The organism is Paenibacillus sp. FSL H8-0104 (assembly GCF_038050215.1).
In the GTDB taxonomy this organism is placed as follows: domain Bacteria; phylum Bacillota; class Bacilli; order Paenibacillales; family Paenibacillaceae; genus Paenibacillus; species Paenibacillus amylolyticus.
The window spans coordinates 4065378-4078758 of record NZ_JBBOTC010000001.1; the positions used below are offsets into that span (position 1 = coordinate 4065378).

The window sequence follows — 13381 nt, forward strand, 5'->3', positions numbered from 1 at the left end:
TTTCCCCTCCCTTATACTCAGGATAATTGCTGTGCCTTCAATTTGAGATCATTCAATATCTGCATCGCCTGAAGAGGCGTCATATTCATGACATCGATATCTTTCATCGTACGGATGAATTCTCGCGCTGGTTTATCCACCGCAACTACATCCGGTTTCGTTGCCACATTCGGCTCATCATCTCCAAAGATGGACAGTTGAACCACATCCGAATGGTTTGCGCTGGACTGTCCTTTGCTGTTTGATTTCTTGGCATGTTGCTTCCCAACCGAATCTTCAATGGAAGGTGTGTACTCTGCACTCTCCTCAATCTCGTGTTCCCGGATCAATGGTGCTGAATCCGTGTGCTGGAATTTTCCACCTTTTAATTTCAAGCCTTCTTCCTGCTTCTCGTTTCCGATATATTCACTGCCCACTGCTACCTGAGCAGCCGCATGTTCAAACCCATGCAACAGTCCATTCGCCCGCTCAATAATGCTATCAGGCAGACCTGCAAGAAGTGCACAATAGATACCATAACTGCTGCTGGCTGCCCCGGCAATCAATTTGCGCAGGAAATTAACTTTGTCACCACTCTCCTGTACCGCCATCGAGTAGTTGGCCAGCTTGTCCAGACTCTCCTCCAGATGAGCAAGCTCATGGAAATGAGTTGATACAAGGGCTTTACAGCCGATAATATCATGTACATATTCAATAACAGACTGAGCAATCGCCATACCTTCACTGGTCGACGTTCCCCGTCCCAATTCATCTATAATAATCAGACTACGTGGTGTGGCTTTGTCCGTCATGACCTGAATGTCGGCCATCTCCACCATGAATGTGCTTTGTCCACCAATGAGATCATCCGCGGCACCGATCCGTGTGAAAATGCGATCCATAATCGGCACTTCCGCCTGACCCGCAGGTACAAAACAACCTACTTGCGCCAAAATGGAGATTAAAGCGACCTGTCGCATATACGTACTCTTACCAGCCATATTTGGTCCAGTAATCAGCAGAATACGTGCCTCTTCCTTGGTCATTGCCGTGTGATTGGCAATAAATGCGCCATCTCGCATGACCGCCTCAACGACCGGATGGCGTCCTTCTTCCACAACCAGATCATAACCGTCGGTCAACGTGGGCCGTACAAAGTTGCGCTCAGCACTGATCACCGCAAAAGATTGATACACATCAATTTCCGCTACCTGTTCAGCCAGCTTCTGCAATCTTGCAATCTCTTTGTTCAGCCGCTCGCGCAGCTCTGCGAACAGCCCATACTCAATATCAACCATTTTGTCCTGAGCTTCGAGAATCAGCGTCTCTTTTTCCTTCAACTCCGGCGTAATGTAACGTTCTGCATTGGCAAGTGTCTGTTTACGTTCATAACGTCCTTCTGGCAACGCGGACAGATTGGACTTGGTGATCTCGATATAATAACCAAATACTTTGTTATATCCAATCTTCAGCGATCGAATGCCTGTCGCCTCACGCTCTCGCGCTTCCAGCTCCGCAATCCACTGTTTCCCGTTAACTGAAGCCTCACGCAATTCATCCAGACGTTCATGGTACCCTTCACGAATCAGACCTCCGTCCCTTACCGATACCGGCGGCTCGTCCACAATGGCTTGCCCGATAGCTTCACGCAGATCATTGCAATCATCCATCGTTTCGGCAATATGCTGCAATGTTGCGGAAGATGATCCTGCGCAATGCTGACGAAGTCCTGGAATTTTCTCCAGCGATGACTTGAGCGCATTCAGGTCACGACCATTCGCATTACCAAACGCAATCCGGCCTACCAAACGCTCCAGATCATAGATGTCTTTGAGTTCTGCCCGCAGGTCTTCACGCAATATAAACTGGTTGTACAGCGTATCTACCGCTTCCAGACGCTCATTGATCTTCCCTTTTTGTAACAATGGCTTATCGACCCAGCGACGCAGCATTCTTGCACCCATGGACGTCTCGGTCCGATCAAGCAACCAGAGTAATGAACCTTTTTTGGAGCGTTCACGCACGGTTTCCACCAATTCCAGGTTCCGGCGGGTAAACGGGTCCAAGATCATATAATGATCTGGCTCATACGTTGAGATTTGTGTTAATTGTCCCAAAGAACGTTTCTGTGTCTCGCTCAGGTAGGAGAAAAGACGTGCAATACACGCTTGACGTTCAGGCTCTAATCTTGCCCAGACAGCCTCGCCAAACTGCTGACGGACCAAATCCTCCTTATTTTTTGTCCACGACGTGTAGACCACAGGGCGACCGATTGGAGATGCCTCGGCTTCTACCGTTTCAAGCAGCGCTACATCCCCCACCAGCTCCGATGGTTCGTAGATGCCGATTTCATCCTTGAGCCATTCCTTGGAATAGGGTACGGATGTCACATACAACTCACCCGTTGAGAGATCACAGGCCGCGAGCGCCAGCGTATTTTGATTACCTGTAAGACACACCATGTAGTTGTTGGACTTGTCACCGAGTGTCTTGCCTTCCATTACCGTTCCCGGTGTAACCACACGTACAATTTCACGTCGTACCATGCCTTTGGTTACACTTGCATCTTCCATCTGCTCACAAATTGCAACTTTATATCCTTTTTCAATCAGACGCTGTATGTAATTGTCAGCCGAATGATAAGGTACACCGCACATCGGAATTTTGTCATCCGTGCCTCCGTTGCGTGCGGTCAGCGTGATCTCAAGTTCACGGGAAGCATTAATCGCATCCTCGAAGAACAATTCATAGAAGTCACCCAGTCTAAAAAATAGAAAAGCATCTTGTGCTTCGGCCTTCACTTGCAAATATTGTTGAATCATTGGCGTATACTGAGCCATGATGAATATCCTCCATCCCGTTCCTATAATGTCAGGAAGAAACGCGTCCTGGAAGGACAATAAGACGGTCAGGCACTGTGTTTGCGCCTCCGCCTTATGTGTTGGCTAATCGCCACTTCCTTCAAAGGTTGCTGCTCCATATCTTCCGTAGTAGCTTATTACTCATAAAAGACTTGTTTCTTATTATATCAAAAAAACGTCCGTACTTCATGAACCTGCCCGAATATTCCAGAGTTTGCGAATATCGCGGCTCTCATCCCAAGTTCTTCCCAGTTTTAATTGAAGGATTAACGGAGACGCATACCGTTCATAACGTGCATATCCATCCAACCTCTTCAGATCATCTACGAGTGCTGGGATGTGATCCTTAATCACTTCGCGCTTTCCTTCATAAAAAGCCGTATGGACCTCAGCTTTCGCTAACGGACGCTGCCGTAATTGAGTATACCCGCTCGCGATCAGACCTGCCAAGGCCACAACACCTTTTGCAACAAGGGGCGATACAAGAAAGCTGGGTAACGTACGATACTCAAACCCACCATAGGATTTCAGGCGAAAATCACCAAGTGCTCCATAACGGGGTCGTCTTCCCGATCCACGTGGGTCTTGCAGAAATGCCAGTGGCAATGCCAGATAATTGTCCAGTGCACGAAGCAGTTCCCCGGTAAGATTCATCCCGCTAAAATGAATATGACCGCCTAGAGGTAACCCACGCTGTGGCATCCCGCCTGCCTGCCAGATGAGTGAGTGATCACTAATGCTGCGGGAAGCGGCTGCGAATGCCCTCATCAGATGAGCCAGCAGTTCTCGTGGTTCGGAGCTGGGAGCCGGTCGCAGTTCGGCAACCGGATATATGCGCCGTCCACCAATCGTGACGGAATCACAGCCTGCCATTCCTGTACGTTCAAGAAATCTGGAGGCGGGTACGATTTTGGATTCCGGCATCTGCACCAGAAGAAACTCCGGGTCCATGCCGAGTATTGGAATAGGTCTGTGACTTACTTCCTCATCCAGCAGTTCCTGATGCTGCTTCCAGCTTTCCCTATAGGTAGCAGCAAGGTTGGTCACCCCTTTCCAGGGACACGGGTCGATCGAAATCACTGCACAGCCGCCATTCCCTGAGGATTCCATTCGAACAGCTCCATGATCCAGCCCTAGCGTATACAGCGTTTTGATCGCAAGTCGTTCTATGCGCTTGAACAAGGTTGAACTCGCTTCACGCTCCAACAGAGTTTCCTGTGCCCCTCCCATGCCACTAGTATCCTTGCGTTTGATCCGGATCGCCTGCAGACAGCTTATCTCTACGTCATAGCGTACACGCAAGCCTGGTTCACGTTTGCGCCGATCGTGCAGTGACAATACTTCAATACCTGCCTGTTTCAACCGTTCTGCACGTTCTCCAGAAGTCATCCTTTCATATCGGCGCAGCGCTTCCTCCGCTTGTTCCATCACATTCATTACGTCCCCCCTCCCGGATCATGCAACTAAAATAAAAATAACCCCGCAATGCGGAGCCTTCCCGTGAAAGGTATTCCAGGCACATTGCGAGGCTCGTTACCACACATTTTTTAATATTTAAGAAGAAAGAGGGCTTACGCCCTCTTCACCGCGCCTTCTGGCGCATATGATACCTTAGGTTATCAAATACAGGCGTCAAACTCACAGCTCATCGTCGAGCAGATCGGGATCGAGATCGTCATAATCTCCATCGGCACTGCCAAAGTCATAGTCCTTGTCTTCGTAGTCACCGCAACCATCTGTGCAGACCTTCACACAAACTTTGGTTTCGGCAACGAGTTCCACAGCGAATTCCCGTTCTACCCGGATAATTACACTGCTTCCACCTGCTGATACTGTGGCTTCCACACAGCTAGGTTCCTGCGTTGCATCCGCAGATACCTCCACTGTGGAAGTCCGGTGTTTCGGGTCCAGATAGGACAAAGGCACATGTTCTACATACGAGACCGTTTCTTTGGCTACATCCGTCTGAGAGTTCTTGTCGTAGGAATACCAAATGTTGATATCGTAAGTACCAATAACTTCAATTCCGTCACCCGCTGATACGGCTTCATATTGGTGGTTGATAATCCAAGCCCCCAAAATACTTGTCGGACCATTTGGCGGAGTCACGGTATGTGTTACGGTAGAGAACTTACGACCTTTGCCGCAGATCGCCTTCGTGATAATCTCTCTACATTGATGTTTATGACTCAATGACATCTTTAAACCTCCTCCATACAATCATTCACTACAAGTGTATGCAGGGCATTCGTCTAGGGTGACAACTATTTTCTATTATTCGTTTGTAGATTGGGACCGGTCCGAGATTGGGGACGGTGCTTTGTCCTTCTTCGCGACTTTCAGATACAGCGCGAGTTCGCGGCACAGCTGGAGAATTGCAGAACGAATCTCGAATTCTTCCCTTGTATCCGGCAGCTCCATACGTTTGAATTCTTCTTGCACATCTGCAAGAAGTTTTTCAGTTCGTCCCGTGTAGGATTCAGTGAGTACGTCCTGACTAAGCTGATCGAACAGCTCCGATACCATCTCCGCATGTGGCATCTTCTGATAGATCTGGGACACGAGATGCATCATGTGCTGGATGGAGTCCAACTGCGTTTTGCGCATATAGAAGTAGACGCTCCATTCCTCATTCGGATGAATCACCTGATTCTCCAGAGAACGTTTGGCAGCATCAATACCGCCAAGTATCGCTTTATCTGCTTCAATCAGCTCTCTCCCCGCCCATGCTTCATTGGGATTACGCAGCGTGGCCGCAAATTCCTTGAAAATCTTCGAGAAGAGTTCATCGATTCGTTTGCGAATGCGCAGCATCTGTGGATCTGCTGCCGGCATATAGGCCAGGTTAACCGCCATTGCGGAACCAAGACCAATTAACAACAAAGCAATTTGTACGAGGACGACATGCACGTCCATCTCCCCGCCGCCGAACACCCGAAACACCACAACAGAACCTGTAACAATGCCTTCTTTAAATCCTACCCGGACAATAGCCGGGAATGCGATCAATATGTATACCGCCAGCACCCAATAATGGAAGCCTAGAAAGTGAAAAAGTACACTTGCAAATAAAAGTCCAACTACGGAAGCAAAGAACCGCGCCGATATGGTGCGAATACTTCGTTTTCTCGTTACATCCACACCAAGAATGGCAAGCAATCCCGCTGATGTTGGTCCCGGCAAGCGACACCAGTCTGCAATCAATACAGCCATTAATGCGGCGATTGCAGTTTTAATTACCCTAAAACCCATTTAACATTCCATCTCCTCTAAGCTGCAAAAAAATTCTTAGCCAGCTCGTCGCCTCATTCATTTATCATGACTAGTATGTCTCATCCAAAAGTAAACTAGACGACATCAACCGACATGCGCATGCATGCCGGTCACAGCAACACGCCCCGAATGAGGGACGCTGGCAAGTTAGATCGTTGCGACAGAACCTCAAGGCCCTCTTCTCCAATCATCGCATTCATTCCGGATCTGCGCGGAATAATCATACTAAATATGGTACTTGATTTTACGGTATCGGGCAACGTGACACCCCTTGTGAAATTGTATACATATCATACCCGGTCACATTACGAGTAAAACACTTCAGAATCACCTGCGGCCAGCCAGCATTTTGCGTTCTGCATAGACAACAAGTTGGTACATGGCTGTTGCAACTGCAGCAATAATTAACAGACTTGATAATACAAGTGTGAAGTTGAATACCTGGAATCCGTAGATAATGAGATAACCGAGCCCTTGTTTGGCGACAAGAAACTCACCCACAATTACACCCACCCAAGCCATGCCAACGTTCACTTTCAAAGTGGATACAATCGCCGGAAAAGAAGCAGGTAATACAACTTTTGTAAAAATCTCGGAACGGTCTCCACCAAACGTACGAATGACTTTAATATAATTGGGATCCACTTCATTGAAGCTGTTATACACCACCAGTGTCGTGATAATGACCGTGATAGACAATGTGGTCATAACAATCGCTGTAAAACCCGCGCCGAACATCACAATAAAGATCGGGCCAAGTGCTACCTTTGGCATACTGTTGAACACAACCATATAGGGGTCCAACACTTTTGACAAAAAAGGAGACCACCAAATTAAAACCGCAAGCAAGGTTCCCACCAGTGTTCCCAGTAAAAAACCAACCGCCGTTTCCCCTACGGTTACCCCAACATGTGCCCACAACTCGCCACTAGCGATGTCCTTGCCAATCTGGGCAAAAACCTTACTCGGATAACTGAATAACAGTACATCAATCCAACGGAGTCTGCCTGCCACTTCCCATAGCAAAAACATACATACTAGCATAGATAACTGTACGGCAAGCACTTGGTGTCGCCATCTGGCCACCTGCTGAATATGATTCCGATGCAGCTGCCCCATCCATTCGTCACGCTTTTCCTGCTTCGGATTCATTGGATTCACGCGTCTTCCTCACCTCCCCCGGACTGATCCAGTTCACTCCACAATGCCTGAAACAACGCATTAAATCCTTCTTGCTCCCTGGCATGAAACGGCTGAGATTTACGAATTCCATCGGGAATGATAAATTCACGACGGATGCGGCCCGGATTGCGATCCAGTACAATGACGCGGTCACTGACCGCAATGGCTTCAGACAAATCATGGGTGACGAGAACAGATGTTTTGCCAAACTGTTTTAACGTGTCCGAGACCAGATCCTCCAATTGCAGCTTGGTTTGATAATCAAGTGCTGAGAATGGTTCATCCAACAATAAAATCCCCGGATCGGTTGCCAGCGTGCGCACCAGGGCTACTCGCTGTCTCATGCCTCCTGAAAGCTCTGAAGGGTACTGATTCTCCGTTCCGGCCAATCCCATACTTACCAGCAGTTCCCGTACACGCTCACGGCTCCGTTCATCCAGTCTGCCTGTCAGTTCAAGACCGATTAATGCATTATCCAGAATGGTCCGCCACGGAAACAGATAGTCCTGTTGAAGCATATAACCAATCTGTGCTGAGGGGCCGCCAACGAGTTTACCTTTAACCTTAACCTCTCCTCGGGTGGGTGTGAGCAGCCCGGCGATGATCGACAACAATGTCGTTTTACCGCATCCACTCGGTCCAACCAGACTGACGAACTCTCCTTTTTGGATCTCCAGACTCAAGTCCTCAAGCACCAAGGAAGCTTCCCGCTCGCTGACGTATACTTGAGAGATCCCCTCCAGTCGGATCACACTCTCGGATTCAGGCATTCTGCTCACTTCCTTTCCTGAATACCCCATTACTTTGATTTCGTAGCTTCTTCCGCATGGGCATTATCCACAATGGCATTCAAATCCACACGTTCTTTCAACTCTCCGGCGGCACTCATGACATCAAGCAGATTGTTCCACTCTTCCTCATCAATGATCGGATCCGTTGCATAGCTGCCCTGTTCCTTATAACGGTTCACACTGCTTACCAAAATGGCTGGATCGATGTCTTTGAAAAAAGGAGAAATGACTTCAGCAATCTCTCCAGCCGTATGGGAATCCACCCATGCCTGCGCTTTGTGTAGACCATTCGTAAACTTCTGTACGATATCCTTATTGTCGTTAAGATAACTCTGTTTCGTCATGAAGACGGTGTAAGGCAGAAGACCACCTTCTGTGCCAAACGATGCAACAACCTTACCCCGACCTTCTTGTTCAAAGATGGATGCCTGGGGTTCAAACAGTTGAACATAATCTCCCGTGCCTGAAGCGAAAGCAGACGCAATGTTGGCAAAGTCCACATTTTGAATCAGCTCCAGATCACTTTGCGGATCAATGCCATGTTTGTTCAGTGCGAACTCCCCTGCCATTTGCGGCATGCCGCCTTTGCGTTGACCGAGAAATGTGGAATCCCTCAGTTGCTCCCAATCGAAGCTACCTTCTGTGTTACGAGCGAACAGAAATGTACCATCCGTCTGGGTGAGCTGGGCAAAGTTAATAACCGCATCTTCCGCTCCCTGCTGATAGACATATATGGACGTCTCCGCCCCTACCAGTGCGATATCCACCGAACCTGCGAGTAATGCCGCCATCGTTTTGTCACCACCAGCAGTCGTTTGAATATCCACCTCAAGTCCCTGCTCTTCAAAAAAACCTTGAGCCACAGCCACATACTCCGGTGCGTAAAATACCGAACGAGTCACTTCGCCAATCGTAATCTTGGCTTCATTCTCTTCCTTATTACAGCTGGTGAGCGCCACAATGATAATCAGCAGAATAACGATGCCCCGGACGAACCATGGCGTGTATTTCATGTTGTTTCCCTCCTTCACTGGTTTCAGCAGTTTCTCTCTATTATGGATATGCCGATGCCCAACAAAAGGTTAAGAACTTAAATGCAAAAAAGAGCCGGGCAATGATGCCCGACTCTTCAGCTCTTCGAAATGTTATTTAATATGTTATATATGGGATATCTACAGCTTGTAAATCTCGGCATATTTGGCTTCCAGATAATCGGCCAGATAATCCGGGTTCAATTCTTCACCCGTTACGGCAACAATCAATTCGGAAGGTGTGCGACTTCTACCATACTGGTAGATCTTGTCTGTAAGCCATTCCTTAATTGGAATCAGATTTCCTTCGGCAATGAGGGTATCAAACTCCGGCATTTCCTTGCGCAATGTATGTAGAATTTGAGCTGCATACATATTACCCAGAGAATACGAAGCAAAGTAACCAAAGTCACCACCGGACCAGTGAACATCCTGAAGAACACCGTCTCCATCATTCGTTGGCATAATACCGAGGTATTCCTTGTATTTTGCATTCCAGGTCTCCGGCAGGTCCTTCACTTCCAGACCATCGTTGAATAACATTTTCTCGATCTCATATCGGATAATAATATGCAGGTTATAGGTCAGTTCATCCGCTTCAATCCGAATGAGTGAACTCTCTACCCGGTTGATTGCACGATAGAAATCTTCCAGTTCAACCTCGCTCAGTTGCGGGAAATGCTGCTGCAAATCTTTGTAATAGCGTGTCCAGAATGGCAGGCTGCGACCAATCATGTTTTCCCAAAGACGGGACTGGGACTCATGAATCCCCATGGACGTTCCTTCGGCAAGAAGGGTACCCGCCAGACTGTCATCAATATTTTGCTCGTACAGGGCATGTCCACCCTCATGCAGTGAACTGAAGACTGCGCTTGCTACATCATCTTGCAGATAATGTGTAGTGATCCGCACATCACCCGGGTTAAGACCCGTTGCAAAAGGATGAACACTCTCGTCCAATCGTCCAGCTTCAAAGTCATAGCCCATTTGTTCCAGGATGAACAGACTGAATTTTTCCTGTTGTTTGGTGTCAAACAACTGATTCAGGAACTCTGTATTTGGCTTGTTTTCTGAAGCATTAATCTTCTCTTGTAGAGGCACCAAACGTGCTTTGAGGCGGGCGAACACAGCGTCCACTTTCTCAACCGTCAGATCCGGTTCATACATATCAAGCAGCGTATCATAACGTGTATCCTTCACACCCCAATAATCAATAAACTCCTGTTTGAGCTTAACGATATCTGTGAGATAAGGTGAGAATCCAGCAAAATCACTGTTATGCTTGGCATCTTCCCATGCCGTTTCGGACTTGGCCGTGAGCACCGTATATGCTTGTACTTTCTCAGGTGGTACGGATTGACTGCGATCATATTCTTTCTTGCAATCTTCAACCAGACGACGATCTATATCTTCGAGCTGTTCCGATACTGCTGGAGTCGTTAATGCATCCAGGTAAGTCTTCATGTCAGCCGAGGTTTGCAGCTTGAATGCTTCGGTGGACAACATACCCAGCGTCTCGGAGCGAGTCGGAACGCCTTTTTTCGGCGCACCTGTGCGCAGATCCCAGTGAAGCAAACCAATGGCTTCATGATAGCTCTTAATTTTACGAGCCAGATTACGGAAGGATTCCAAATGTTCCTGTGTTTGTTTATCCATTGTTATCGTTCACCTCTTCAAAAAAAATGTTATACCCTATTGATGATACTTTTTGCATTGCGTATAATCAACTTTTAACAGATGAAAATTGCATTGTTCTCCTAAAGATACGTGTTCAAAAAGTCTGGTTTTCATTACCGAGAAGATAGAAATGGCGTTCAACTTCGATGCTGATGATGCCCTCAGGCATGATTTGTAATCAAAAGTGGACTTTTTGAACAACCTCTAAAGGGTTGGAGTAATTCCATCTGCTGACCGTGAAATACTATTAAAGCAAAGGCGTGTAGGACAAGCTGCATCATATGCAAGTGGCCGTGCTCGTCGTATTGGATAACAGGAGGCAATGGACATGAACAACATTCAAGAGATTTTGACTTACAACAAATCATTTGTCGAGACTAAAGAATACGAAAAGTATACGGCTGGCAAGTTTCCAACCAAAAAGATGGTTATCATCACTTGTATGGATACACGTCTGGTGGAATTGCTGCCCAAGGCTATGAACTTGAAAAACGGCGATGTGAAAATCATTAAAAACGCAGGTGCAATTATCTCTCAGCCTTTCGGGAGTGTAATGCGTAGTGTACTTGTCGCCATCTATGAACTGGGTGCAGATGAAGTCCTGGTAGTGGGGCATACGGAATGTGGTATGGCTTCCCTTCACGCTGAGACCATGATTGGACATATGGTTGAGCGTGGTGTATCGGAAGAAGTCATGACTACTCTGGAGAACTCTGGCATCCGTTTGCAAAAATGGTTGCGCGGGTTTGACAGCGTCGAAGAAGGGGTAAAACATACTGTGGAAGTGATCAAGAAACATCCTTTACTTCCTCCCAATGTACCCGTCCACGGCATGGTTATCGATTCTGCTACAGGTGAACTTGATCTTGTCGCTGAGGGGTATGGACAACAGGCATCTCTCTAAATGGTTTGGAGTGCGGACCTTATGGTTCGCACTTTTTTTGTCTAAATTAAGGCAGTTGTTCTGTCAGGTTGTCAAACCATACAGTTTCAGTGTACACTTTTTATGAAAGCGGTCAAAGAAAGTAAAAACGATTGTTCTCTCTGACCTAGCCCTAATATTAAGGAGACATGTGCATGAACATACTTTCCTACGGATTACTCGGGCTGCTTACCCGCGAGGAGTCATCGGGCTATGATCTGATGCTGAAAATCCAGCCACATTGGCAGGCGAAACACAGCCAGATCTATCCACTCCTGTCCAAGATGGAAAACGATGAGTTATTGGCCTCCCGCTGGGTACAACAGTCTGACAAACCGGACAAGAAAATGTACGCAGTTACGGAAAAAGGCATTGAAAAGCTCTTGGAATGGATGATTACTCCTGTTACCGCACCGGTTACACGCGATGAATTTAATTTGCGTATTTTGTGTGTTGGCATAGCGGAAGACGGAAGCATGAGACGCATTCTTAACGAGCGTAAAAGCTGGTTTATGGAACGCATACGTTATTTCGAGGATCTGAAGTCACGTATACCTCAGGATAATCTTCGTGTAGGCAACCGAGATTTTGGAAGCTACATCCTGGTACAAAAAGGGTTAATGCACGCACAAACAGGCCTGGAATGGTGTCATTGGGTTACCCAATTGCTTGATGGCCAAGCTGCAATTCAAGACCCAAGTCCAAGCGTTTCAGAAATTTAATAAAATTTGAAACGTTCCTGCAAGTTGACCGTATTACATGAGTAAGGCCCATTTTTGGGCGATTCAAACAAATTAATCGGGGGGTTACGATCTTTACAATGAAGAAAAAATTCGGAGTTAAACATCTAATGATGGTATTTATGGCCTTTACATTATTGTTCGCAACAGTGGGAGTAACGAATCCGGATTCTGCAGATGCAAGACGTGGTGGCGGATTCAAGTCCGGTACAAAAAGTTATAGCAATACACCTAAGAAATCCGACAGCAATGTAAGCAAATCGAATACGAATAACAATTCCAGCAATGGAGCAGCTACAACGAACCGTGGCGGATTCTTCGGCGGTGGCGGCGGATTCATGAAAGGCATGATGCTTGGTGGTCTTGCTGGTATGATGTTTGGCGGATTGTTCGGTGGCATGGGCGCTCTGGGTAACATCCTTGGATTGCTCGTGAACGTTGCAGCAATTATGTTGATTGTTATGCTGGCTATGGCACTCTTCAGAGCCATCTCCAATCGTCGCAAACCTGCAGCGGATGGTCGTTATGACCGTCGCAATGATCGTGATGATGACCGTAACAGAAACGGACGGTACTAATCTCTATGGTTCTGAGCATGGATGAAATTGTGAATGCAATCTGTATTCATATGGCAGAACGTAAGGGTGTACGTCCAACCGATGTGAATGTAGAACTGAGCTGGGAAGAAGATACAGGTTATTCCGCTGAAGTTTGGATCCAAGGACGCAGTCAATATCTGGTCGAGTCCAATATGATTGAAGCGATTCTTCGTTACCTGCACAGTGAATACAACATCCGGGCGTACCGTGAAAATGTGCGACTTGATCTGGATGAAGAAATCACAGCGATCGTTAATCAATAAGATAGGTCAATCACTGGCCTGATATACGAAAGACCGCCTCCCCTCTGTCGCCTGACAGAGATG

The 13381-nt window shown here is 47.2% G+C and carries 12 protein-coding genes; 4 read left to right on the forward strand and 8 right to left on the reverse strand.

Annotated features, from left to right (window positions below; translation table 11 throughout):
• Nucleotides 1-17: 17 nt before the first annotated feature.
• The 8 genes from mutS to NST38_RS18115 form a co-directional block, all read right to left on the reverse strand.
• Nucleotides 18-2819 (reverse strand): DNA mismatch repair protein MutS, encoded by a 2802-nt coding sequence (gene mutS / locus NST38_RS18080; RefSeq protein ID WP_341344029.1) that lies wholly within the window; start codon nucleotides 2817-2819, stop codon nucleotides 18-20.
• Nucleotides 2820-3026: 207 nt separating this feature from the next.
• Nucleotides 3027-4277 (reverse strand): putative amidoligase domain-containing protein, encoded by a 1251-nt coding sequence (locus tag NST38_RS18085; protein ID WP_256719983.1) that lies wholly within the window; start codon nucleotides 4275-4277, stop codon nucleotides 3027-3029.
• 201 nt (nucleotides 4278-4478) lie between these two features.
• A complete protein-coding gene (locus NST38_RS18090; protein ID WP_017687912.1) occupies nucleotides 4479-5039 on the reverse strand; it encodes an outer spore coat protein CotE in 561 nt (186 codons plus the stop codon).
• 75 nt (nucleotides 5040-5114) lie between these two features.
• The gene (locus NST38_RS18095; protein WP_036613548.1) at nucleotides 5115-6092 is read right to left on the reverse strand and encodes an aromatic acid exporter family protein; all 978 of its coding nucleotides are present in this window, start codon (nucleotides 6090-6092) and stop codon (nucleotides 5115-5117) included.
• Nucleotides 6093-6440: 348 nt separating this feature from the next.
• Nucleotides 6441-7232, reverse strand: coding sequence for an ABC transporter permease (locus NST38_RS18100; protein WP_370511416.1), 792 nt, complete (start codon nucleotides 7230-7232; stop codon nucleotides 6441-6443).
• Between the two features lie 38 nt (nucleotides 7233-7270).
• Nucleotides 7271-8065 carry an ABC transporter ATP-binding protein gene (locus NST38_RS18105; RefSeq protein WP_047843426.1) on the reverse strand — a complete coding sequence of 265 codons (795 nt, stop codon included), beginning with the start codon at nucleotides 8063-8065 and terminating at the stop codon, nucleotides 7271-7273.
• Nucleotides 8066-8094: 29 nt separating this feature from the next.
• The gene (locus NST38_RS18110) at nucleotides 8095-9099 is read right to left on the reverse strand and encodes an ABC transporter substrate-binding protein (protein ID WP_076250153.1); all 1005 of its coding nucleotides are present in this window, start codon (nucleotides 9097-9099) and stop codon (nucleotides 8095-8097) included.
• A gap of 159 nt (nucleotides 9100-9258) precedes the next feature.
• Nucleotides 9259-10773, reverse strand: coding sequence for a carboxypeptidase M32 (locus tag NST38_RS18115; protein ID WP_036613543.1), 1515 nt, complete (start codon nucleotides 10771-10773; stop codon nucleotides 9259-9261).
• 349 nt (nucleotides 10774-11122) lie between these two features.
• Between NST38_RS18115 and NST38_RS18120 the strand changes: the two genes are divergently transcribed.
• From NST38_RS18120 to NST38_RS18135, 4 genes are all read left to right on the forward strand, one after another.
• Nucleotides 11123-11698 carry a beta-class carbonic anhydrase gene (locus NST38_RS18120; protein WP_036613541.1) on the forward strand — a complete coding sequence of 192 codons (576 nt, stop codon included), beginning with the start codon at nucleotides 11123-11125 and terminating at the stop codon, nucleotides 11696-11698.
• A gap of 173 nt (nucleotides 11699-11871) precedes the next feature.
• Nucleotides 11872-12438 (forward strand): PadR family transcriptional regulator, encoded by a 567-nt coding sequence (locus NST38_RS18125; protein ID WP_036613540.1) that lies wholly within the window; start codon nucleotides 11872-11874, stop codon nucleotides 12436-12438.
• Between the two features lie 98 nt (nucleotides 12439-12536).
• On the forward strand, nucleotides 12537-13034 hold the full coding sequence (locus tag NST38_RS18130; RefSeq protein ID WP_036613538.1) for a hypothetical protein: 498 nt from the start codon (nucleotides 12537-12539) through the stop codon (nucleotides 13032-13034).
• Between the two features lie 5 nt (nucleotides 13035-13039).
• Nucleotides 13040-13318: a YxcD family protein gene (locus tag NST38_RS18135; protein ID WP_017687903.1), complete on the forward strand. Its 279-nt coding sequence runs from the start codon at nucleotides 13040-13042 to the stop codon at nucleotides 13316-13318.
• The last annotated feature ends 63 nt before the right edge of the window (nucleotides 13319-13381 follow it).

Coding starts and splice junctions, on each gene's coding strand:
- mutS (WP_341344029.1), bottom strand. CDS start 2,819: ATGGCTCAGTATACGCCAATGATTCAACAATATTTGCAAGTGAAGGCC.
- NST38_RS18085 (WP_256719983.1), bottom strand. CDS start 4,277: ATGAATGTGATGGAACAAGCGGAGGAAGCGCTGCGCCGATATGAAAGG.
- NST38_RS18090 (WP_017687912.1), bottom strand. CDS start 5,039: ATGTCATTGAGTCATAAACATCAATGTAGAGAGATTATCACGAAGGCG.
- NST38_RS18095 (WP_036613548.1), bottom strand. CDS start 6,092: ATGGGTTTTAGGGTAATTAAAACTGCAATCGCCGCATTAATGGCTGTA.
- NST38_RS18100 (WP_370511416.1), bottom strand. CDS start 7,232: ATGGGGCAGCTGCATCGGAATCATATTCAGCAGGTGGCCAGATGGCGA.
- NST38_RS18105 (WP_047843426.1), bottom strand. CDS start 8,065: ATGCCTGAATCCGAGAGTGTGATCCGACTGGAGGGGATCTCTCAAGTA.
- NST38_RS18110 (WP_076250153.1), bottom strand. CDS start 9,099: ATGAAATACACGCCATGGTTCGTCCGGGGCATCGTTATTCTGCTGATT.
- NST38_RS18115 (WP_036613543.1), bottom strand. CDS start 10,773: ATGGATAAACAAACACAGGAACATTTGGAATCCTTCCGTAATCTGGCT.
- NST38_RS18120 (WP_036613541.1), top strand. CDS start 11,123: ATGAACAACATTCAAGAGATTTTGACTTACAACAAATCATTTGTCGAG.
- NST38_RS18125 (WP_036613540.1), top strand. CDS start 11,872: ATGAACATACTTTCCTACGGATTACTCGGGCTGCTTACCCGCGAGGAG.
- NST38_RS18130 (WP_036613538.1), top strand. CDS start 12,537: ATGAAGAAAAAATTCGGAGTTAAACATCTAATGATGGTATTTATGGCC.
- NST38_RS18135 (WP_017687903.1), top strand. CDS start 13,040: ATGGTTCTGAGCATGGATGAAATTGTGAATGCAATCTGTATTCATATG.